This window comes from Stutzerimonas stutzeri, from assembly GCF_013522825.1.
In the GTDB taxonomy this organism is placed as follows: domain Bacteria; phylum Pseudomonadota; class Gammaproteobacteria; order Pseudomonadales; family Pseudomonadaceae; genus Stutzerimonas; species Stutzerimonas stutzeri_AK.
In genome coordinates this window covers 43615-65592 of record NZ_JAAMQZ010000014.1, presented here as the reverse complement: position 1 = coordinate 65592, position 21978 = coordinate 43615, and the positions used below count along the sequence as shown (strand labels likewise).

21 protein-coding genes are annotated in these 21978 nt (G+C 61.5%); 12 read left to right on the top strand and 9 right to left on the bottom strand.

Annotated elements, in window-relative coordinates; genetic code table 11:
• The first annotated feature begins 45 nt into the window (after window positions 1-45).
• The 3 genes from G7020_RS10855 (at window position 46) to G7020_RS10845 (ending at window position 6512) form a co-directional block, all read left to right on the top strand.
• Window positions 46-3150: an efflux RND transporter permease subunit gene (locus G7020_RS10855; RefSeq protein WP_181084259.1), complete on the top strand. Its 3105-nt coding sequence runs from the start codon at window positions 46-48 to the stop codon at window positions 3148-3150.
• Complete coding sequence (locus tag G7020_RS10850) at window positions 3147-4619, top strand: efflux transporter outer membrane subunit (protein ID WP_181084257.1); 1473 nt, start codon at window positions 3147-3149, stop codon at window positions 4617-4619. The genes G7020_RS10855 and G7020_RS10850 overlap by 4 nt, the downstream gene beginning before the upstream one ends.
• Window positions 4620-5312: 693 nt before the next feature.
• Complete coding sequence (locus G7020_RS10845; protein WP_181084255.1) at window positions 5313-6512, top strand: MFS transporter; 1200 nt, start codon at window positions 5313-5315, stop codon at window positions 6510-6512.
• Here the strand turns inward: G7020_RS10845 and G7020_RS10840 are convergent.
• The 4 genes from G7020_RS10840 to G7020_RS10825 all read right to left on the bottom strand — a co-directional run bounded on the left by G7020_RS10840 (window position 6492) and on the right by G7020_RS10825 (window position 10557).
• Entirely contained in the window at window positions 6492-7478 is a 987-nt protein-coding gene (locus G7020_RS10840; RefSeq protein ID WP_423835652.1) for a lysylphosphatidylglycerol synthase domain-containing protein, read from the bottom strand. The two genes, G7020_RS10845 and G7020_RS10840, sit on opposite strands and share 21 nt — an antisense overlap.
• The gene (gene clsB, locus G7020_RS10835) at window positions 7475-8710 is read right to left on the bottom strand and encodes a cardiolipin synthase ClsB (RefSeq protein ID WP_181084253.1); all 1236 of its coding nucleotides are present in this window, start codon (window positions 8708-8710) and stop codon (window positions 7475-7477) included. Before clsB ends, G7020_RS10840 begins: the two co-directional genes overlap by 4 nt.
• The gene (locus G7020_RS10830; protein ID WP_181084251.1) at window positions 8707-9510 is read right to left on the bottom strand and encodes an endonuclease/exonuclease/phosphatase family protein; all 804 of its coding nucleotides are present in this window, start codon (window positions 9508-9510) and stop codon (window positions 8707-8709) included. Before G7020_RS10830 ends, clsB begins: the two co-directional genes overlap by 4 nt.
• A 135-nt stretch (window positions 9511-9645) precedes the next feature.
• Window positions 9646-10557 carry a LysR family transcriptional regulator gene (locus G7020_RS10825; RefSeq protein ID WP_181084249.1) on the bottom strand — a complete coding sequence of 304 codons (912 nt, stop codon included), beginning with the start codon at window positions 10555-10557 and terminating at the stop codon, window positions 9646-9648.
• A gap of 102 nt (window positions 10558-10659) precedes the next feature.
• Between G7020_RS10825 and G7020_RS10820 the strand changes: the two genes are divergently transcribed.
• The 6 genes from G7020_RS10820 (at window position 10660) to G7020_RS10795 (ending at window position 15119) form a co-directional block, all read left to right on the top strand.
• A complete protein-coding gene (locus G7020_RS10820; protein WP_258189307.1) occupies window positions 10660-11502 on the top strand; it encodes a DODA-type extradiol aromatic ring-opening family dioxygenase in 843 nt (280 codons plus the stop codon).
• 3 nt (window positions 11503-11505) lie between these two features.
• Window positions 11506-11802 carry a DUF2218 domain-containing protein gene (locus G7020_RS10815; RefSeq protein ID WP_181084247.1) on the top strand — a complete coding sequence of 99 codons (297 nt, stop codon included), beginning with the start codon at window positions 11506-11508 and terminating at the stop codon, window positions 11800-11802.
• A gap of 32 nt (window positions 11803-11834) precedes the next feature.
• Window positions 11835-12353, top strand: a complete 519-nt coding sequence (locus tag G7020_RS10810; RefSeq protein WP_181084245.1) for a cytochrome b — start codon at window positions 11835-11837, stop codon at window positions 12351-12353.
• A gap of 91 nt (window positions 12354-12444) precedes the next feature.
• Window positions 12445-13029 carry a Fe-S biogenesis protein NfuA gene (gene nfuA / locus G7020_RS10805; protein ID WP_181084243.1) on the top strand — a complete coding sequence of 195 codons (585 nt, stop codon included), beginning with the start codon at window positions 12445-12447 and terminating at the stop codon, window positions 13027-13029.
• 141 nt (window positions 13030-13170) lie between these two features.
• Window positions 13171-14154, top strand: coding sequence for a response regulator (locus G7020_RS10800; protein ID WP_181084241.1), 984 nt, complete (start codon window positions 13171-13173; stop codon window positions 14152-14154).
• Between the two features lie 2 nt (window positions 14155-14156).
• Complete coding sequence (locus tag G7020_RS10795; protein ID WP_181084239.1) at window positions 14157-15119, top strand: sensor domain-containing diguanylate cyclase; 963 nt, start codon at window positions 14157-14159, stop codon at window positions 15117-15119.
• 41 nt (window positions 15120-15160) lie between these two features.
• Here G7020_RS10795 and G7020_RS10790 read toward each other — a convergent pair whose 3' ends face one another.
• The 5 genes from G7020_RS10790 to G7020_RS10770 form a co-directional block, all read right to left on the bottom strand.
• Window positions 15161-16270 (bottom strand): DNA topoisomerase IB, encoded by a 1110-nt coding sequence (locus G7020_RS10790; protein ID WP_181084237.1) that lies wholly within the window; start codon window positions 16268-16270, stop codon window positions 15161-15163.
• 61 nt (window positions 16271-16331) lie between these two features.
• On the bottom strand, window positions 16332-16496 hold the full coding sequence (locus G7020_RS10785; RefSeq protein WP_181084235.1) for a hypothetical protein: 165 nt from the start codon (window positions 16494-16496) through the stop codon (window positions 16332-16334).
• A gap of 78 nt (window positions 16497-16574) precedes the next feature.
• A complete protein-coding gene (locus G7020_RS10780; RefSeq protein WP_181084233.1) occupies window positions 16575-17267 on the bottom strand; it encodes a DUF421 domain-containing protein in 693 nt (230 codons plus the stop codon).
• A 67-nt stretch (window positions 17268-17334) separates the two neighbouring features.
• Complete coding sequence (locus G7020_RS10775; protein ID WP_181084231.1) at window positions 17335-17616, bottom strand: hypothetical protein; 282 nt, start codon at window positions 17614-17616, stop codon at window positions 17335-17337.
• A gap of 131 nt (window positions 17617-17747) precedes the next feature.
• The gene (locus G7020_RS10770) at window positions 17748-18017 is read right to left on the bottom strand and encodes a hypothetical protein (protein WP_181084229.1); all 270 of its coding nucleotides are present in this window, start codon (window positions 18015-18017) and stop codon (window positions 17748-17750) included.
• A gap of 417 nt (window positions 18018-18434) precedes the next feature.
• Between G7020_RS10770 and G7020_RS10765 the strand changes: the two genes are divergently transcribed.
• The 3 genes from G7020_RS10765 to G7020_RS10755 are packed head-to-tail and all read left to right on the top strand — an operon-like array spanning window position 18435 to window position 21975.
• Window positions 18435-19412: an acetoacetate decarboxylase (ADC) gene (locus G7020_RS10765; RefSeq protein ID WP_258189306.1), complete on the top strand. Its 978-nt coding sequence runs from the start codon at window positions 18435-18437 to the stop codon at window positions 19410-19412.
• Between the two features lie 26 nt (window positions 19413-19438).
• Window positions 19439-20911, top strand: a complete 1473-nt coding sequence (locus G7020_RS10760; RefSeq protein WP_181084228.1) for a coniferyl aldehyde dehydrogenase — start codon at window positions 19439-19441, stop codon at window positions 20909-20911.
• Window positions 20908-21975 (top strand): saccharopine dehydrogenase family protein, encoded by a 1068-nt coding sequence (locus tag G7020_RS10755; RefSeq protein ID WP_219852646.1) that lies wholly within the window; start codon window positions 20908-20910, stop codon window positions 21973-21975. The genes G7020_RS10760 and G7020_RS10755 overlap by 4 nt, the downstream gene beginning before the upstream one ends.
• Window positions 21976-21978: the final 3 nt, after the last annotated feature.

Genomic DNA, 21978 nt, shown 5'->3' with positions numbered 1-21978 from the left:
CATTCGTCCAGCCTTCAGCCTTCAGCCTCCAGCGGCTTTCCCGCTATGAATCTCTCCGCCCCCTTTATCGCCCGCCCCGTGGCGACCATGCTGATGAGTCTGGCGATCCTGCTGCTGGGCGGGGTGAGTTTCGGCCTGCTGCCGGTGTCGCCGCTGCCGAACATGGATTTTCCGGTGATCACCGTGCAGGCCAGCCTGCCGGGGGCCAGCCCGGAGATCATGGCCTCCAGCGTGGCGACGCCGCTGGAGCGTTCGCTCGGCAGTATCGCCGGGGTCAGCCAGATGAGCAGCCGCAGCAGCCAGGGCTCGACGCGGATCATCATCCAGTTCGACCTTGAGCGTGACATCAACGGCGCCGCGCGGGATGTGCAGGCGGCGATCAATGCTTCGCGCAACCTGCTGCCCAGCGGGATGCGCAGCATGCCCAGCTACCGCAAGGTCAATCCGGCGCAGGCGCCGATCATGGTGCTGTCGCTGACCTCCGCGGTGCTGGACAAGGGCCAGCTCTACGACATCGGCTCGACCATCCTGGCGCAGAAGCTCTCGCAGGTGCCCGGCGTCGGCGAAGTGCAGGTGGGCGGCAGTTCGCTGCCGGCGGTGCGGGTCGAACTGCAGCCGCAGCAACTGGAACAGTACGGGGTTTCCCTCGACGAGGTGCGCCAGACCATCGCCAACGCCAACGTGCGTCGGCCCACAGGCATGGTCGAGGACGATAATCGCCACTGGCAGGTGCAGGCCAACGACCAGTTGCATCGGGCCGAGGACTACCTGCCGCTGATCATTCGCCATCAGGAGGGCGCCGCGCTGCGCCTGAGCGATGTGGCCAGGGTGCGCGATGCGGTGGAAGACCGCTACAACGACGGCTTCTTCAACAATGACCGCGCCGTGCTGCTGATCATCAACCGCCAGGCCGGCGCCAATATCATCGAGACCATCGAAGGCATCCGCGCCGAACTGCCCGCGCTGCAGGCCATCGTGCCGGCCAGCGTCAACCTGGCGGTGGCGATGGATCGCTCGCCGGTGATCCGCGCCACCCTGCACGAGGCCGAGCGCACCCTGCTGATCGCCGTGGGGCTGGTCATCGTGCTGGTGTTCCTCTTCCTCGGCAAGCTGCGTACCGCGCTGATCCCGGCGCTGGCGGTGCCGGTGTCGCTGGTCGGCACTTTCGCGGTGATGTACCTGTTCGGTTTCTCGCTCAACGTGCTGTCGCTGATGGCGCTGATTCTCGCCGCCGGCCTGGTGGTGGACGATGCCATCGTGGTGCTGGAGAACATCGCCCGGCATATCGACGAGGGTGTGCCGCCCATGCGCGCCGCCTATATCGGCACCCGCGAGGTGGGCTTCACGCTGCTGTCGATGAACCTCTCGCTGGTGGTGGTGTTCATTTCCATCCTGTTCATGGGCGGTATCGTCGAGCGCCTGTTCCGCGAATTTTCCATCACCCTGGCGGCGGCCATTCTGGTGTCGCTGCTGGTGTCGCTGACGCTGACGCCGATGCTCTGCGCGCGCTGGCTGAAACCGCACGACCCCGAGCATGACGGTCGTCTGCATCGCTGGAGTCATGATGCTCATCAATGGCTGCTGCGCCATTACGACCGCTCCCTGGGCTGGGCGCTGCGGCATCGACGCATCACCCTGATCAGCCTGCTGGCGACCATCGGCCTGAACGTCTTCCTCTATATCGAGGTGCCGAAAATCCTGTTGCCGCAGCAGGATACCGGCCAGCTGACGGGCTTCATCCGTGGCGACGATGGCCTGTCGTTCCAGGTCATGCAACCGAAGATGGAAATCTACCGGCAGGCGGTGCTGACCGATCCGGCGGTGGAGAGCGTCGCCGGCTTCATCGGTGGCAGCGGCGGCATCAACAATGCCTTCATGATCGTCCGGCTCAAGCCGTTGGAAGAGCGCAAGATTTCCGCGCAGAAAGTCATCGAACGGATTCGTGCCAACCAGCCGAAAGTGCCGGGCGGGCGCATGTTCCTCATGGCCGACCAGGATTTGCAGTTCGGCGGTGGCCGCCAGAGCAGTTCGCAGTATTCCTACAACCTGCTGGCCAGCGACCTGGCCGACTTGCGTACCTGGACGCCGCTGGTGACGCGGGCGCTGATGGCCTTGCCGGAGCTGACCAGCATCGACGCCAATGACGGCGAGGGTGCGCAGCAGATCAGCCTGAAGATCGACCGCGACGAGGCCAAGCGCCTGGGCATCGACATGAGCACGGTGACCACGCTGCTCAACAACGCCTTCAGTCAGAGGCAGATTTCCACCATCTATGAATCGCTCAACCAGTACCGGGTGGTGATGGAGATCGACCCGGCCTATGCCCAGCATCCCGAGGTGCTGGAGCAGATCAACGTCATCACCAGCGATGGCCGGCGCGTGCCGCTGTCGGCCTTCGCCCACTACGAACGCAGCCTCGAAGAGGACCGTGTCACTCACGAGGGCCAGTTCGCCGCGGAGAACATCGACTTCGACCTGGCGCCCGGCGTCAGCCTCGATCAGGCCACGCGGGCGATCGAGCGCGCGGTAGCCGCCATCGGCATGCCCAGCGAAGTGCAGGGGCGTTTGGGTGGTTCCGGTAGCGCCTTTGAAAGCACTCAACAGGGGCAGCCGCTGATGATTCTCGGCGCCCTGGTGCTGGTCTATATCGTGCTGGGCATTCTCTACGAGAGCTACATTCACCCGCTGACGATTCTCTCCACCTTGCCTTCGGCGGGGGTCGGGGCGCTGCTGGCGATCATCCTGATGCGCGAACAGTTCAGCCTGATCTCGCTGCTCGGACTGTTCCTGCTGATCGGTGTGGTGAAGAAGAACGCCATCCTGATGATCGACCTGGCGCTGCAGTTCGAGCGCAACGACAAGCTGCCGCCGGCAGAGTCGATTCGCCGTGCCTGCCTGCTGCGCTTCCGCCCGATCCTGATGACCACCCTGGCGGCGATCCTCGGCGCGCTGCCTCTGCTGTTGGGCGGTGCGGAAGGCGCCGAGATGCGCCAGCCGCTGGGCCTGACCATCATCGGTGGACTGATCCTGAGCCAGATTCTGACGCTCTACACCACGCCTGTGGTCTACCTGTACCTGGACCGCCTGCGCCATCGTTTCAACGGCTGGCGTGGTGTTCGCACCGATGCCGCAATGGATAATCCGCTATGAGTTCGCTATTCCCCCTGCGCCCCCTGGCCGTGCTGGTCATGTGCCTGTCCCTGGGAGCCTGTACCCTCGGCCCCGACTACCAGCGCCCGGATCTGCCGACGGCTGGCGAGTTCAAACAGGCCGAAGGCTGGAAGCCGGCCACGCCCGCCGACCAGTTTCTTGGCGGGCCATGGTGGCAGCTGTATGAGGATGCCGAACTGGATGCCCTGGTGGAGCGCCTGAATGTTTCCAACCAGAATCTCGCCGCAGCCGAGGCGCAATATCGCCAGGCCAGGGCGCTGGTGCGCGGCGCCAGGGCCGGCTTCTTCCCGTCGCTGTCCGGCAATGTCGGCAAAACACGTTCCGGTCGGGGCACAGGCAGCAGTACCACAACGCTGCCGGATGGCTCCACGGTCACCAGTGCTGGCGGCGGCGGGGTTTCCCAGAGCTACGATCTGAATTTCGCCGCCAGCTGGGAGCTGGATCTCTGGGGGCGCCTGCGCAGGGGGCTGGAGTCCAGTCGCGCAAGCATGCAGGCCAGTTCCGCCGACCTTGCGGCGGTGCGGCTGAGCCTGCAGTCGGAACTGGTGCAGAACTACCTGCAGTTGCGGGTGCTCGATGCCCAGAAGCGCCTGCTCGACGCCACGGTGCAGGCCTACGCGCGTTCGCTGCGCATCAGCGAGAATCAGTACCGTGCCGGAATCGTGCCCAGATCCGATGTCAGCCAGGCGACGACCCAGCTGAAAAGCACCCAGGCCCAGGCCATCGATCTCCAATACCAGCGTGCCCAGCTGGAGCATGCCATCGCGGTCCTGATCGGTGTGCCGCCTTCGGAGCTGTCAGTGGCCGAGGCGGAGGATATTCCGCGCCTGCCGCAGATTCCCGGTCTGCTGCCGTCGCAACTGCTGGAGCGGCGCCCTGATGTGGCGGCTGCCGAACGTTCTGTCATGGCCGCCAATGCCGAAATCGGTGTGGCCAAGACCGCCTGGTTTCCCAATCTCAGCCTGAGCGCGGCGGGCGGTTATCGCAGCGGCACCCTGGATGACTGGATCCAGACGCCCAATCGCTTCTGGTCCATCGGCCCGGAATTCGCCATGACCCTGTTCGATGGCGGGCTGATCCGCTCGCGGATCGAACAGGCCGAAGCCAGTTACGACCAGACCGTGGCCAGCTATCGGCAGACGGTGCTGGACAGTTTCCGTGAAGTCGAAGACAGCCTGGTGCAGTTGCGGGTGATGGCCGAGGAAGCGCAAGTGCAGCGCGAAGCGCTGGAGGCCGCACAGGAGTCGCTGCGCCTGATCGAAAACCAGTATCGCGCCGGCACCGTGGATTTCCTCAGCGTGGTCACCGTGCAGACCACCGCGCTGAACAACGAACGTACCAGCCTGAGCTTGCTGGGCAGCCGCCTGACCTCCAGCGTCCAGTTGGTGACGGCGCTGGGCGGTGGCTGGCATAGCGAGCAGTTGGCCGAGGAAGCGCTGGCCGAATGAATTCGGCCCTGCGTTTGCTGCTGTGTCGAGGGCTGTAGGTATTCGGCCATGCACCGCCTGCGCTGCTCGCAGGGCCGAACGTGTTCGGTCTTGTTGCGAATATATTCATCAGCCAATCCTGGCTTTTTACCTCCATGTGCCCAGAGAGCAAAAAATATCTGCTTTCAGCGGGCGGAAGATGTGACTCCTGCGGTTTTGCGCAGTCTCACCAGACATACAGGGCACGCCAGGCTTGGGAAAGCCGCTTCGCCTGCCCTGTATGGTGTTACAGGCCAGGCCCAAAGGCGGGGTGCATGGATAGATTCGTTCAATCTTCCCCATGACCTTTGTCTGTTTCCACAAGAAACCAGGGCAAGGCAGACTTTCAATCAGCCCCATCACCCTCGGGGCAACCAGTGTGTTATGCCAATGGAGGCAATTGTGAATTTCCCGCATCAGGTCTACCTCGCCGAGTTTGCTCTGCAGCACGCACGTCGCGGAGTCGTCACTTACTACTACATGGCCAGCGCCGTAAAGCGGAGCATGTCTCCCAAGGTAGTGACCTCCTGATTAGATAGCGGATCTTCATCATTTGGAAGGCCCTTCGTCCGGGCCTTCTAATGCAAGTAATGTAAGGCCTCTACGGTATTCGTCGAGGCCGTCTGGACGAATCGTTCATAATGCTTGTCCGGCCTCAAGCTCTGCAGGCATTCAATGAAAAACAACTGGTCAGCCTTTCCCTGGGTCTGTTTCGCCATGTGCGTAGGCGTCATGGGAACGGCGCTCATTTCCCCTCTCTATCCTCTGTATCAGGAAGCCTGGCAGTTGCGCACCAGCGAGATTTCGCTGATCTATGTGCTGTACATGCTGGGTGCCTTGTGTGGCCTGCTGTTCATGGGGCGTCTGTCGGACACCTTGGGCTTCCGTGCGGTGATGCTGCTCGGGCTGCTGCTGGGCTGGTGCGGGACGTTGCTGACGATGCTCGCCTGGGACCTGTCGAGCCTGAATGTCGGGCGCTTTGCCGTAGGGCTTTCTTCCAGCCTGATCGTCACCAGCTCCACGGTAGGGTTGATGCAGATATCCAAAGGCGACAATTCGCAGTGGGTATCGATGATGACCAGCTTCCTGCTGGCTTTCGGCTTCGGGCTGGGGCCGCTTACCGGCGGGGTCATCGGCCAATGGCTGCCGCATCCGCTGGTCGTGACCTATATCCCGACCTTGGTGCTTTGCGTGCTGGCGGGCTATGCGTTGCTGCGCATCGAGCTCAAACCCCATGCGCTAGCTACGACGGGTACAGGGCTTGGTTGGCGGGCTTTTATTCCGCGTCTGACCTGGACGGCTCGGAGTGATACCTGGCCTTTTATCCTGACCTGTGCCTGTCCGTTTTTCGCCTTCGGGGTGTTCGGCCTCTATGCGTCCATGGCACCGTTGTTCCTGGAAAAGATGCTGCCCTGGCACGGGCCGGTGGTGAGCGGGACCGCCATCGGCGTGATCCTGCTGGCTTCGGCGGGAACCCAGTTGCTGTGTGCCCGGCTTCCGGTGCGCTGGTGCGGCCTGCTTGGCCTGCTGGCGATCGTTCTCAGCAATGCCTTGCTGATCCTCAATTTCAACGCCGGTTCCAGCCTGATGTTCATCATCGGCGTCTGCTCCACGGCGCTCGGTCATGGCTTGTGTCTGCTGGGCGGGATCAGCATGGTCAACCGCATCGCCAGCCCGGCCCAGCGTTCCGGCCTGATTTCCACCTACCTTGTATGTGGCTACGTCGGCAGCATCGCGCCGCTGTTCGGTGTCGGCTGGATCGCCGACCATTATGGCCTGCCCACGGCGATCACCCTGTTCGGCGGTACGGTCATCGCCTTGGCTTCGCCGCTTGCGCTGTGCTTCTTCCTTCACTCAAGGATGCGTGGGGGCTGAAGAACTGCGTAGTTTCTTGGCGCGGGCTTCGAGCAGGATATAGACCAGCGTCGCGAAGAGCAGCGGGATGAGGAAGTAGATCACGCGGTAGCCGATAAGTCCGGCAACGATGCTGCCCTTGCTCATGCTGCCGGCGAGCAGGGCGACGAAGACGGCTTCGATGACGCCCAGGCCGGCGGGGATATGAGTGATCACCCCGGCGATGCTGCTGATCAGCAGGATACCCAGTACCAGCGGGTACTCGACATTGCGCGAGAGCATGAAGTACACCACCAGGGCCATCAACGACCAGTTGGCGGCGCCCAGCAGCATCTGGATCAATGCCAGCCGCCAGGAGGGCAGTTCGATCTCGTGCCCGCGAATGGACCACTGCCGGCGTTTGGAAAAGCGGCACAGCCCCAGGTAAAGCAGGCTTGTCGCGATCAGGAGCACGCCCAGCAGGCGCAGCGCGCTCGCGCCGATCTGCCAGTCCGCCGGTGGCTTGATCCAGCCCATGACGAAGATCGCACCGGCCAGCCAGAGGTAGCCGACCCAGTTGGTCAGCACGCTCATGGTGAAGATGCGCGTGATCTGTGCGGTGCCCAGACCCAGACGTGAATAGAGCCGGTAGCGCAAGGCGATGCCGCCGACCCAGGCACTCAGATTGAGGTTGAAGGCGTAGCAGACGAAGGTGATGGGGATGACCTGCCTGACCGGCAGATGATGACCGACATAGGCCTTGCCGAGAACGTCGTAGCAGCAATACACGGCATAGCTGACCAGCGCCGCGCCACCGGCCAACAGCAGGGTTTGCGCGCTGTAGCTGCGCAGGGTTTCGCTGACTTCGGCCCAGTCCAGGCTCCGCGCCAGGCCGATCAGCAGGCCGGCGACCAGGAGGAAGAAGGCATAGGTGAGCACTTTTTTTATTGTCGGCCAGCGCCGTTTCCAGACACTGCGAGGCTCATCACTCATGGCATGTCGGTTCATCGATGGTCTCGCTGCAAGGGCGTGGGAGCGGGTTCCAGCGGCTCGGGGGCGAGCAGCTGCATCCTGGGTTTGTGTGCCGGGAAAAAGCCCACCATCTGCGGAAAGTGGCGAAGGAAGTGGAAGATCAAGAAGGCCAGTGGCGCGCGCCACCAGAAGCCGCGAACGATCCGTTCGAGCGGGATTCGGCGGCAATCCTCCTGCAGCAGCCTGTCGAGGCTTTCGTGCAGTCTGCGGTTGAAGCTGTGATCACGAATGATCAGGTTCGCTTCCAGATTCAATGACAGGCTGAGGGGGTCGAGATTGCTCGAACCCACGGTCGACCATTCGTAGTCGGCCAGTGCGACCTTGCCATGCAGCGGGCGCCGGCAGTATTCGTGGATCTCCACGCCGGCGTTCATCAGGTAGTTGTAGAGCATGCGCGCGCCGAACTTGGCGATGGGCATGTCGGGTTGGCCCTGCAGGATCAGACGCACCCGCACGCCGCGCCGCGCCGCGTTGCGGATCTCGCGCAGCACCCGGTAGCCGGGAAAGAAGTAGGCATTGGCGATCAGCAGGCGCGAGCGCGCGTCGCGTATGGCCTGCAGATAGTGCTGTTCGATGTCGTTGCGATGGTCGTCGTTGTCGCGGGTGACGAAAAGCGTCCGCGCCTCGCCACGATTGATCCCGACGAAGCCGTTGCTCTGGACGCGGACCCGGCGCTGCCACCAGCGCCGTCCGGCCTGAGGGGGCGCGATATTGGCCAGGGCAAAGCGATGGATGTCGTGGACCACCGGCCCTTCGACCTGCAGGGCGTAATCCTGTTTGGCTTCCGGGCCGAATTCCGCCAGATGATCCGCCGAGAAGTTGATCCCGCCGATAAAGGCCAGTTCGCCATCCACTATCACGAGCTTGCGGTGCATCCGGCGGAACACGTTGATGCGCTTGCCAAGCAGGCGCTTGCCCGGATCGAACATATGGATGCGCACGCCGGCCTGGACCATGGCGCAGGCAAAATCGCCGTTGAGGTCGGCCGAGCCGTAGCCATCGACGGTCACCTCGACGCTGACGCCACGCTCAGCCGCACCGATCAGGACCTCCTGCAACTGGGCGCCGACCTTGTCCTTGTAGAAAATGAAGGTTTCCAGCAGAACTTCCTTTTTCGCCGCGGCAATGGCCTCGAAGACCGTCGGGAAGAATTCCTCGCCGTTTTCCAGCAACTGAAGACGATTGCCGTCTCTCCAGTGAAAGTTCATAGCCTTATCTCCACCGCCAGGGGCAGATGATCGGACAAGTGCGTCCAGGGTTTGTTGCCCAGGATTTGCGGCTCATGGCTGGTGGCGTTGCGCACGTAGATGCGGTCCAGGCGCAGCATGGGCCAGCGTGCGGGAAAGGTCTTGGCCACCTGACCGTGAGAGAGGGCGAACACCTCGTGCATGCCGGCGCAACGATTGAGGGTCCGGGCGGCTTTCAGGCGCCAGTCGTTGAAGTCGCCGGCAACCACCACAGGTGCGTTTTCGGGTAGCGAATCGAGCAGTTGGCAGAGTAGTTCGAGCTGCTTCTGGCGATGCGACTCGCGCAGGCCCAGGTGCACGCAGATCGCATGAAAGTCATTGTGCCCCGGCACCTGCAGAATGCTGTGCAGCAGGCCGCGCCGCTCCGGGCCGCCGATGGACACGTCGAGGTTTTCGTAGCGTGTGATGGGGAATTTGGACAGCAGCGCGTTGCCGTGATCGCCATCCGGATAGACCGCGTTGCGACCGTAGGCGAAGTCGGTCCAGATGCTGTCGGCAAGGAATTCGTACTGCGACATCTTCGGCCAGTCCTGAAAGCGCAGGGCGTGCTTTTCATGGGTGCCCAGCACTTCCTGGAGAAACACGATGTCGGCTGATACGGAGCGCACCGCTTCACGCAGCTCCGGCAGGATGAAGCGCCGGTTCAGCGCGGTGAAGCCCTTGTGGGTGTTGACGGTGAGGATGCGGACCGACTCCACCGCAGTGGCCAGGTGGCTGTCCAGGTCGGCGCTGTGCAGATGCTGATTTTTGTCCAGAGTCACGCAGCGGCTCCTTCAGGCTGGCCGGCACGGGCTTAGGAACCTCGGTCGGCGCAGCGTCGGATAAAACGGTCATGCCGTTCACGGCAGGTCTGTTATTCCGACTGACCGGGCCTGCGGCAGTTCAGCTTTTCGTCGCTATAGACCCCAGGGCTGAGTGCTGCCAAACGCTTGGGCAAGAAAGTCGATCATCACACGCACCTTTGCCGGCGGGCGTCGGTCCGGTGGGTAGAGGATGTAGATGCCGTCGATGGTCAGCGTCGGATGGTCCAGCTCCAGGACCACCAGCTCGCCACGGCGCACCGCCTCCACGGCGATGAACAGCGGCTGGTAGATCAGGCCCTGGCCCTGCACCGCGGCAGCAAGCAGCGCTTCGCCGTTATTGGCCACCAGGTCGCCATCGACCTTGATGCGAATATCCCCGTTGCGACCGAATACCCATTCGTGAGCGTTGGTGCTCGTGGACAGGCTGTAGGTCAGGCAATTGTGCTGCGCCAGATCGGCGACCCGGCGTGGTACCCCTCGGGCATCGAGATAGGCGGGGGCGGCACACAGCACCAGAGGAACGTCGCCGAGCTTGCGCGCTTGCAGCGAACTGTCACCGATGCGCCCGATGCGCACCGCCATGTCCCAGCCGCCGTCGATCAGGTCGACCTGGCTGTCGGTCAGGCCCAGCTCCACCTTTACCGCCGGATGCCGGTGGCTGAACTCGAACAGCAGCGGCGCGATGTAATGAATGCCGAAGGTCAGTGGCACGTTGAGGCGCAGCAGGCCGCTGGCCTCGATGCGTTGCGAAGCGATGCCGGCTTCGGTTTCGTCGATGTCGGACAGAATCCGCTGGCAGGCTTCCAGATAGCGGTTGCCGGCTTCGGTCAGCGTCAATCGGCGTGTGCTGCGGTGAAACAGCTTGACACCCAGGCGCGCCTCCAGGGCATCGACGTGCTTGGTCGCCATGGCCGGCGACATGCCCTGATGGCGAGCCGCGGCGGAGAGGCTGCCGGCGCTGGTCGCACGCACGAACACACGCATGCTGGTGATGCGGTCGAGCATCAGTTCCTACTCTTGATGATAACTGTTAGTGGTTTTTGGTCGGTTCTAATGTCATGCATGTTAATTCATGCTGGCCCCATATTCTTTCAGGAGGCCTTCTCCATGCGAACGCCCAACCTTTTAGCGAACGGTAACCGTATGCCGACACTGTTCGTACCCCATGGCGCCGGGCCATGTTTCTTCATGGACTGGCATCCATCCCATGCCTGGGACGCCACCGCCCGCTTCCTCAAGGGTGTGGCTGCGAGCCTGCCGGAAAAGCCGAAGGCGATCCTGCTGGTTTCGGCGCACTGGCTGGAATCCGAATTCCGTGTCACCGGCGCCGCGCAGCCGGGGCTGATCTACGATTACTACGGGTTCCCGGCGCATACCTATGAACTGCGCTATCCGGCGCCGGGCCATCCCGAACTGGCCTCGCGCATCGTCGAGCTACTGAGTGCAGCCGGGCTCGATGCGTGCCGGGACGAGGCGCGTGGTTACGACCACGGCATGTTCATTCCACTGAAGCTGATGTTTCCCGATGCGCAAATCCCGGTCGTTCAGTTATCGCTGCGCAAGGATCTCGATCCCCGTGTACTGCTCGAAGCGGGCCGGGCGCTGGCCGGGCTGCGGGATGAAGGCGTGCTGATCGTCGGCAGCGGCATGAGCTTTCACAATATGCGCGGCTATGGCGACGCCCGCTTCGGGCCGATTTCGGACGAGTTCGATGCCTGGCTGGGCAGCGTGATCGAGGCCCCGGCGCAGCAGCGCGAAGCGGCGCTGGCGGACTGGGAACAAGCGCCTTCGGCAAGGTTATGTCACCCCGAGGGTGGCGAGGAGCACCTGCTGCCGTTGATGCTGGTAGTCGGGGCGGCCAACGATTCGAGCGGGCGCAGGCTGTTCAGCGACCGCGTCATGGAAACCACATTGTCGGCCTTCGGGTTCGGCAGCAACCGAGGAGTTTGAAAAATGCACATTAATCTATCCGGCAAGAAGGCCGTCGCCACGGTTGCAACCGAAAACCCCTCGCGGCTGATCAACCGGCTCTGCAAGCACTGGGGCCACAAGTTTCCGGTGCGCCATGACGAGCGCGAGGGTGAGATCCAGCTGAGCATCGGCGATTGCCGGCTTCGTGTGGTCGAAACGGGGCTGAACGTCTCCCTGCAGGCTGAAGACCCCGAGCAGCTGCAGCAATTGCAACAGGTGGTCACCGATCATCTGCAGCGTATGGCCACCGGGGAAACCCTCAGCTTCGATTGGCACTGATGAATTCCGAATGAACGAAAGGAGCACATAAAATGATCAATGACTCGAAAGAGCGCTACGGAAGCGTCAGTAAATGGCTGCACTGGCTCATGGGCGGACTGATTCTCTGGCAGTTCCTGAAGTTCTTTGATCGCATCAGTGACGGCGAACACTGGGTCGGTCAGACCCTGGTGCCCTGGCATGTATCCATCGGTGCGCTGTTGTTGGTGCTGGTGGTCGTGCGGATCGTCTGGGCATCGAGCCAGCTCAAGCAACGCCCGAAGCATGATCCGGCGACGGCCTTCTTGGTCAAGGCGGGGCACTTGGCGTTGTATCTAGGCATGGCGTTGATGCCGATCACCGGCGTGTTGACCATGCTCGGCAATGGCTATGGCCTGACCGTATTCGGCGTGCAGCTGGCAGCCAAAGGACCGGAAATCGGATGGGCGGCGAGCCTGGGCAGCCTGCATTCGCCAGTGGCCTGGATCACGCTGCTGCTGGTAATCGGCCATACGGGCATGGCCTTCCTGCATCATTTCAAGGGTGACGATGTGCTGCGGCGGATGCTCTAAGATGGCTTGTGGGTTTATCCGACCAAAACACTAGGACTTTATCCGGCGCAGTGGTTGGCGTACACTGCGCCCATGTCTGAGAGGAGTTCCCATGAGCGCCATTACCATTACCGACGCTGCACACGATTATCTGGCCGATCTGCTGGAAAAGCAGAACACCAAGGGCATCGGCATTCGGGTTTTTATCACTCAGCCGGGCACGCCCTATGCGGAAACCTGCATTGCCTATTGCAAGCCGGGAGAGGAAAAGCCCGATGACATTGCCCTTGGCCTGAAAAGCTTTACCGCCTGGATCGATGGCACCAGCGAGCCATTTCTGGAAGATGCGCTGGTCGATTACGCCACTGATCGCATGGGCGGGCAGCTGACCATCAAGGCGCCCAACGCCAAGGTGCCCATGGTCAATGAAGACAGCCCGATGAACGAACGCATCAACTATTACCTGCAGACTGAAATCAACCCCGGCCTGGCCAGTCATGGCGGACAGGTGACGCTGATCGATGTGGTCGACGAGGGAATTGCGGTATTGCAGTTCGGTGGCGGTTGCCAAGGCTGCGGCCAGGCGGATGTGACGCTCAAGGAAGGGATCGAGAAGACCCTGCTGGCACGAATTCCCGAGCTCAAGGGCGTTCGTGACGTGACAGACCATACCAATCGGGAAAATGCCTACTATTGATGAAGAGGGGCCGCCATTGCGGCCCATTTCGATAGTTTCTTGGCAAAATGCCACTATTTCGTGACGTCACCACCACAGCGCTCGTTTGCTGAGATAAGCTGTCCGGATTCGGCAATCTGGAAAGCGAAAAGCGAGTGCTGCATGTCTTCCGTTTCCCTGTTGATTTGCGATGATTCGAACCTGGCGCGCAAGCAATTACTGCGTGCGCTACCGGCTGCCTGGCCACTGGAGATTCATCAGGCGGCTGGTGGGCGAGAGGCCCTGGCTCGGATTCGGCAGGGCGGCATCGATGTCGTTCTGCTCGATCTCACCATGCCCGACATAGACGGCTACCAGGTGCTGGCCGAGCTGCGTGCGGACTCGATTGGTTGCAAGGTCATCGTGGTGTCGGCGGATATCCAGGAAGAAGCGGTACGCCGTGTGCTGGATCTCGGTGCGCTGGCCTTTATCCGCAAACCCGCCGATCCCGTGCATTTGCAGCAAACTCTGGCAGGTCTGGGGTTGATGGGCGGCGACCTGTCGATGCTCGGTATGCGAGAAGCAGGCGAGGTGGGGTTTCGCGATGCCTTTCGTGAAGTCGTGAATATCGCGATGGGGCGGGCTGCGGCGCTATTGGCCAAAGTGCTCGGTGTGTTCGTGCAACTGCCCGTGCCGAACGTGAACATCCTCGAAGTTGGCGAGCTGCACATGGCCCTTGCCGATGCGGCCCAGAGCGACAGACTCACGGCAGTTTGCCAGGGGTATATTGGTGGCGGCATTGCCGGCGAGGCGCTGTTGATCTTCCACGATTCGGAAGTATCCGAGATGGCCCGCCTGATGCGCACCGCCGAATATCGTGAACTGGAAATGCTGCTCGACCTGTCGAGCCTGCTGATCAGTGCCTGTCTCAGTGGCATTGCCGAACAGATCGACGTGGTGTTTTCCCAGGGCCATCCACAGGTGCTGGGCCAGCACGCCTCCATCACCGAGCTGATTCGTCTCAACCGGCAGCGCTGGAAGAGTACGCTGGCGGTGGAAATCAGCTACAGCGTCGAGGGGCACGATATTCACTTCGATCTGTTGCTGCTGTTCACCGAAGATTCGGTTGAGCTACTGTCCCGTAAACTCGCCTACCTGATGAGCTGAGCATGACCGACTCGATCGAATTGAGCGAACTCCATTGGTTACTGGCAATTGTCCAGAATATCGATGTTGGCGTCGTGGTACTGGACCGTGACTACCGGGTGGATGTCTGGAACACCTTCATGGAGAACCGTTCCGGTTACCTTCCGGACGAAGCTCGACAAAAATCCTTCTTCGAGCTGTTTCCCGAGGTCGACGAACAGTGGTTCCGGCGCAAGGTCGAGAATGTCGTGGCCCTGGGAACGCCATCCTTTACCGTCTGGGAGCAGCGCCCCTATCTGCTGCGCTTTAAGAACTACCAGCCTATCACCGGGCTGGAGGAGTTCATGTACCAGAACACCACGCTGCTGCCCTTGAAGAGCATCAGCGGCGCGATCGGGCAGGTTTGCCTGATCATCTACGATGTGACCGATGTAGCGACCAACCGGCATCAGTTGCAGGCCGCGAACGAGGAGTTGCAGCGGCTATCCAGTACGGATCGCCTGACCGGTCTGTTCAATCGCGGTCACTGGGAGGAAATGCTGCGCCAGGACTATGCCCGGCATCGTCGTTACGCCATCAACTCGGCGCTGGTGATGTGCGATATCGATCACTTCAAGCAAATCAACGATACCTACGGTCACCAGATTGGCGACAGGGTGATTCAGCACACCGCCAACCTGATCCGGCAGAACATTCGGGACTCCGATGTGGCGGGGCGCTACGGTGGCGAAGAGTTCGTGGTGTTGCTGCCCGATACCGACAGTCAGGGCGCGCTTGTGTTCGCCGAGCGGCTGCGCCAGTCCATCGAAGGCTACGAAGTGCGGCATGAGAGCCACAGCATTCGTTTCACCATCAGCCTGGGCATCGCCGACCTCGGCCAGCCTTCCAGTGACCATGCACAACTCATCAAGTGGGCCGACTCGGCGCTGTACGCATCCAAAACCGCCGGACGCAATCGCGTGACGCTGCATCAAACTCAGGCTTGACAGGCCGTGTGAAAACGCAGCATGACCGAGCGCAGTAGTTTTCACACGGCCTGTTGAGCGGGGGCTACGCTTTTCTGGAGAAATTTCAGCAATGCAGCTTCCTCTGCGCTCAGCCATTTACGCTTGCGTGCGGCGCGCAGATTGCTCAATGCGCCTTCGCTGAAGGCATGCAGAATCGCGGGATGGATGTAGCACTGGCGGCAAACGGCGGGGGTATTGCCCAACTGGCGGGCGACCTGCTTGATCGTTTCGACCAGATTCTTCTTCGCTATCGTTTCGGGTAAGCACTCCAGCTGGCGTAACCGTTCCAATGCCAGCGCGCTGCCGGCCCAGGTGCGGTAATCCTTGGCGGTGAAATCGCGTCCGGTCATTTCACGCAGGTACAGATTTACGTCATTGGAACTGACGGTCCGCCGCTGGCCATCTTCGTCCAGATACTGGAACAGCTGCTGGCCCGGCAGCTCCATGCAGCGGCGCATGAGCCTGGCCAGGCGTCGATCACGCAGAGTGACTTTGTGCTCCACACCGCTTTTGCCACGAAACTGGAAGCGGATCGAGGTGCCCTGAATGTCCACATGCCGGGTGCGCAGGGTGGTCAGGCCGTAGGAGTGGTTGGTGCGCGCATACCGTGGATTGCCGATGCGAATCAGCGTCGATTCGAGCAGCATCACCACCAACGCCATGACCTTCTCGCGCGGCAGGCCGGGAAGCACCAAATGCTTTTCGAGGCGGCTGCGCAGGCGTGGCAGTGCCTGGCCGAATTCGAGCATGCGCTCGTACTTGTTGCTGTCGCGGATTTCACGCCAGCGGGGGTGGTAACGATATTGTTTGCGTCCGCGAGCATCGCGTCCGGTGGCCTGCAGATGGCCTTGCGGGTCCGGGCAGATCCACACGTCCTTATAAGCCGGAGGGATCGCCAGCTTGTTGATTCGCTGAATTTCGTCAGGGTTGCGGATACGTTTTCCGCTCGGCAGAAAGTAAGCGAATTTGCCGCGCAGAAGCTTGCGGCTGATACCGGCCTCGCCATCATCAACGTAGCTGAGGTCGGAAGGAAGGGTCGGACATGACGCTGAACTTGCGGCATCTCCAGACTCGGAAGAAAGAATCTGGCTGGGAGGCGCAGCGCGTAGGTCGTCCTGTAAGAGAAGCATGCTTACGCCTCCACGCCTTCGGTATTCAGCGCGTCAGTAGTGAGCGCATGCCGTGTTTGGCTCAGCTCTCCTGCTCCTCACTGTTGCGCATCAGCAGCCTGATCGCGGCGACCAGCTCATCGATGGCTTCGCGATAAAGGGCAGGGTCTGCGCTGGTTTCGGCATGGTCGGCATGTTTGCGCGCGGTTTCCAGATGGTCATTTATCGATGCGTAATCGCCTATCATGGGTGCAATCTCCAGTTCGCTGAGGAAGCCTTGTCTGTTGTAAGGACAGGTACGAGCGGCGTCGGTTCGTCCCGCCTATCAGTGCGTGCGCTGTGTGCTCAGCGCCAGGCTCCATTTCTCGTTTCGGCAGCGTGGGCAGGTAGCGTGCTGCTGGTTGTCGAGGCTGTGGGTAAAGCCGCAGCTGGTACAGGCATAGATGGCGCTGGCCGGGACTTCCCGGTAAACCGGGCGGTGCTCGTCCGGCAGCACCGAGAGTCCTGGCCGTACCGCTTCGGATTCAGTGAAAAAGAGGCTGATATCGCCGTCGGTCTCCACGATACCCAGGCGTACCTGCCCCAGATGCTCGACGCCTTGCTGGCGCAGCTCCATGAAAAATTCCTCGGATGAAATGTTCAATTGGTTCAGGCTATTGAGCTCGTACAGGCCGTCCTTGATGATGGTGATCGGCTTGCCCTCCATCCAGTTCTCAAACCGGGAGTTATGCTCCATCGCCAGCATTGTCAGACGATAGAGCAGCAATAGCGTGACGAACACCGTGACGATGGGCAGCAGCGGCTCATCCTCATTGAAGGAGACGTCACCTGCCGCCGAGCCCAGGGTGAGAATCACCACCAGTTCGAACAGCGACAGCTGCCGGATGCCACGGCGTCCACTGACTTTCAGGAAGATGAATACCGCCACGTAGGCGAAGAGCGCGCGCAACGCGACCTCGGCGACGAACAGCAGCGGGAAATCGTTCAGCCACATGCGTTGCCAGTCGAAGGGGATCATGTCGGTCACTTCCGTGAAAGATCTTTTGCTTGAGCGGAAATAGCGACGGCTCGGAGCAGAGGATCAACTACTGCTTAGGGGCCACCTCGAAGATCAGGTCGATGCCATCGCCACTGCCATCCCCGACCACCGAGCCAATCACGGGTTTGTGTGTCACCCGGCGGCCCGGATAGTGCTCGCTCAGTTTTTTTCGAGCGACTTCGCAGACGTGCGTGAGCAGCCCCGTGAACTGGGCGTCCCGAGGAATGATGAATTTCAGGGTAATGCAATGCTTGTCGGGACCTTCCGGCAGGTCTGCCAGACCGCTGCTCTGCCACTGGTCGTTGACGTAGGCCTCGGCGCCTTTCATAGATCGCTCCTGTTTGTCCTGTTACAGGTGGGACCATGAAACGCAAGAATGGATCAGTTGCAGGGGGGAGGTGCGATCGAAACAAAAAAGCCCGGCGCTTGCGCAGCCGGGCCTTGGGTGTATTCGTGAGCTTATTCAGGCATCTGCCATGGGGCGAGGTGGGCGCCCTGACGGCTCAGGTCGGCGCGCGCCTGCTCCAGGGTCTGCCCGAGCTTGACCGGATCGGAATAGACGCTGCTGGACAGCTTGCAGTGGCCCAGGGTGCGGGACTCGCTGTCATCGACGACGGTGATGCTGAGCTCGCCGTTGCCTTCGAGCAGCGTCCAGGCTACGCAATGGAATGGCTTGAAGGCGCGGTCAGTGATCAAAAGAGCGTCATTGAAGCGAAGGGGGTTGTTCATGGGGCAAATGTCTCTCTGTGTGATACCCGGAAAACGAAGTTGTCCAGGCGTCGGGCTGCCGTCGCTGGACTTACATAGCATTGATGTAATCAGAGGACCACTAAGTCACATCGAAATTTAGAAATGGAGAATATTTTTTCAATTAGCCAAAGGTATGAGATTTTTGGAGGCCGAGGCAGGAGCTTTGAAAGATTTGTAACCCATTGATCTGAAAGAACTCAATGCTTCCTCAGCACGCTGCTTCGCTGGAAATCAGCATGCAATGAAAAATGCCACTGCCTGCTGAGGCGCTCTCCTTGATGCGATGCATCGAGGTGCGATGCGCCGCCGGGCAGGAGCGGTCAAGGTGGTTGACATTGAAGTTAACTTAAAACTTATGCTCTGCGGCGATCTCCTCTCCAACGTTGAGGCAACGCCATGAAAAGCACTTCTCTTGCCCCCCTCTTCAGCGCATGCCTGCTGGCCGCTGCCACATTCGCGCAGGCGTCTGAAACCACCGTCATCAAGATCGCTGAGTATGATGTACCTGTGGTGAAAGGCGGCCTGTATGACCGCTTCCGTTCCAACCCGCCGCTGTCCACCATTGCCGCCGAGGCGCCGGGTACTGACCTGAGCTGGTTCAAGGGAATCGCCAAGGAAAAGGTCGATATCGGCTTTGAAAGCTATTCGCCGAACTTCTATTACGAAAACAGCCGGGTGACGGCCATCTTCACCGCCGACCTGGCACGGCTGCGGGAACTGATGCCACCCGAAGTTCTGGAGCAGGTGCAGCCGCTGCAGATCTGGCCGGGTCGAGGTGTGGTCGCGCTGACGGCCTACGCCTACCACTACTGCGACAACGACAGTTACAACGAAATCGGCCTGTCCGTCGTCACCAGCAAGCCGGGTTCCACGAACTGGGGGCCGCTCTCGTTGATGGGCCAGTCATTTTCCGACGACTTCTGGGGCTACGTGCTGAAGCTGCCTGTCGATACCGAACTGGCCGAGGTACGCGGCGTGGTCGGCTACAACCTGCCCAAGTGGCTGACGCGCATCGACTATCGCGAGGACGAGCGCAACGTCGTCGTAGAAATCTATGACAGCGAAACCCAGCAGTTGGACGTGACGCTGGAGACGAAACGGCTCGACGTTTCCTCCAGCAAGGAAAACCTGGTGACGACCCGCTTCACGAACATCGACCAGCAAGGGCGACTGACCACCGGCTACAGCACCTCCCGTCAGTTACGCCATGCCAGCACGTCCAGCAAGGACGCCGTGAAGCTGACGCTGACGGAGGGCAGCCTCTCGCGCTTCGTCGAATCGCTGAAGCTGGGGAAAATGGTCAAGTACGAGTACGTACCCGACTTCCAGGCGGCACTGTACGCGCCCAAGCCGCTCAAGACCGCCCAGCAGTGACAGCCGTCCAGGAATCGGGAGACCGCATGATTGAAGACAGCACCCGCATGGCCGGCCTGCTGGACCGGCAGCGCCGAGCATTTCTCCACGAAGGTCCGCCGAACCTGGCCGCGCGCAAGGCGCGGCTCGCGCGGTTGCGGGCCGCCGTACTCGCACACCGCGAAGCGCTCAAGGATGCAGTCAGTGCCGACTTCGGCAATCGCTCGCTGCATGAGACCGACATCATGGAGCTGGGCTGCGTCATCCAGGCCATCGATTATCTTTCCAGCCATTTGCGTCGCTTCATGACGCGCGAGCGCCGCCATGTGCATGTCTTCTACTGCTCCGCGCGTGCCTACGTCGAATACCAACCGCTGGGTGTGGTGGGGGTGATGTCGCCGTGGAACTACCCCATCTCCCTCACGCTGGTGCCGTTGGCCACCGCGTTGGCCGCAGGCAACCGTGCGCTGCTCAAGCCTTCGGAGCTGACTCCACGTACCAGCGAGGCGCTGCGGGGCATGCTGGCCGAGGCGTTCGCGGAGGAGGAGGTGGCCATGGTGCTGGGCGGCCCGGAAGTGGGGGCCGCGTTCAGCGCATTGCCGTTCGATCACCTGCTGTTCACGGGCAGCACGCAGGTGGGCCGCAAGGTGATGCGGGCAGCGAGCGACAACCTGGTGCCCGTGACCCTGGAACTGGGCGGCAAGAGTCCCGCCATCGTGGCGCGCGGCCACGTCAACGAGCGCACGGTGCAGAGCCTGGTGTACGGTAAGCTGTCCAACGCCGGTCAGACCTGCGTGGCGCCGGATTATGCCATGGTGCATAAGGACGAGCTGGATGCCTTCATTGCCCGATATACCGCCACGGTGCAGCGCTTCTACCCGGAGGGTCCCGCCAGCCGCGACTACACGACCATCGTCAGCGATCATCACTACGATCGGCTGCGTGGGCTCGTCGATGATGCGCGCCGCAACGGCGTCCGCGTGATCGAAGTGGGAGAGCTTCCCTCGCACATACCAGGACGCGAGCGCGCCCTGGTGCCAACGCTCGTGGTCAATCCAGGCGACGAAGCGCCCCTCATGCAGGAGGAAATCTTCGGCCCCGTCTTGCCGGTGCGTACCTACCGCGCCCTCGATGAAGTCATCGCCTATGTGAACGCACGACCGCGCCCGCTCGCGCTCTACTACTTCGGCGCCGAAGGCCGCGATTGTGCTCGGCTGCTGGCGCGCACCACCTCCGGCAATGTGGGCATCAACAACACCTTGATGCATGTGGCGCAGGATGACTTGCCTTTCGGCGGCGTCGGGCCGAGCGGCATGGGGGCCTACCATGGTATCGAGGGCTTCCGTGCGATGAGCCATGCCAAGGGCGTCTTCGTGCAGGGCCGCTGGAACCTGACCAGCCTGCTGCATGCGCCTTTCGGCAAACTCGCCGATATGGCGGTCTCGCTCACGCTGGGGAAACCGGGGAAGCACCATCAGGGAGATCGGAAAACCACCACCCGAACAGGAACGATGCAATGAGTGAGCACAATGCTAGGCAGTGGATGATCTATGGCGCCAACGGCTATACCGGGGAGCTGATCGCCCGTGAAGCGGCACGGCGCGGGCTCAAGCCAGTGCTGGCGGGCCGCAGGCGCGACAGTGTCGAGGTGCTGGCGTGCGCCCTGGGACTGGAAGCACGTGCTTTCGATCTCGATGACGTGGTAGCACTGACCGGGCAGATTGAAGGCCAGGCGCTGGTGCTGAATTGCGCCGGTCCGTTCTCGGCGACGGCTGCGCCGATGATGGAGGCTTGTCTTCGGGGCCGCGCGCATTATCTGGACATCACCGGCGAGATCGCTGTGTTCGAGTTGGCGCAGTCGCTCAATGCCCGCGCGCAGGACGCGGGTGTCGTACTCTGTCCTGGCGTGGGCTTCGATGTCATTCCCACCGACTGCGTTGCCGCTGCGCTGAAACAGGCGCTGCCGGATGCGACGCACCTCGCGCTGGGTTTCGATTCGCGCTCGGGTTTCTCGCCCGGCACCGCCAAGACCTCTGTCGAGGGCCTGGCGCAAGGAGGCAAGGTTCGTCGTGACGGCAAGATCATCACCGTACCGCTGGCCTACGAGGTTCGCTCCCTCGACTTTGGTGACGGTGAGAAGGAGGCGATGACGATCCCCTGGGGGGACGTATCCACCGCTTACCACACCACGGGTATTCCGAACGTTCAGGTGTTCATTCCAGGGTCGCCGCGCATGATCGCCAGCGCCCGACGTGCCAACTATGTCCGGCCGATCCTCGGCCTGTCGTGGGTACAGAAGATGATCAAGGCGCGCATAGCCAGGACGGTGAGGGGGCCCAGCGAAGAGCAGCGCGCGCAGATGCCCACTTTCGTCTGGGGCGAGGCCATCAATGCACGTGGGCAGAAGAAGACCGCACGCATCCGTACCGATAATGGCTATAGCCTGACTGTAAACGGCTCACTGGCCGTGGTGGAACACCTGATGACCACCCAACCCGCTGGCGGCGCGTACACGCCGGCCAGGCTGGTAGGCGCTGATCTGATAGGGCGGTTGCCTGGCTCAGGGCCGCTGCAGATTGTTTAGGTT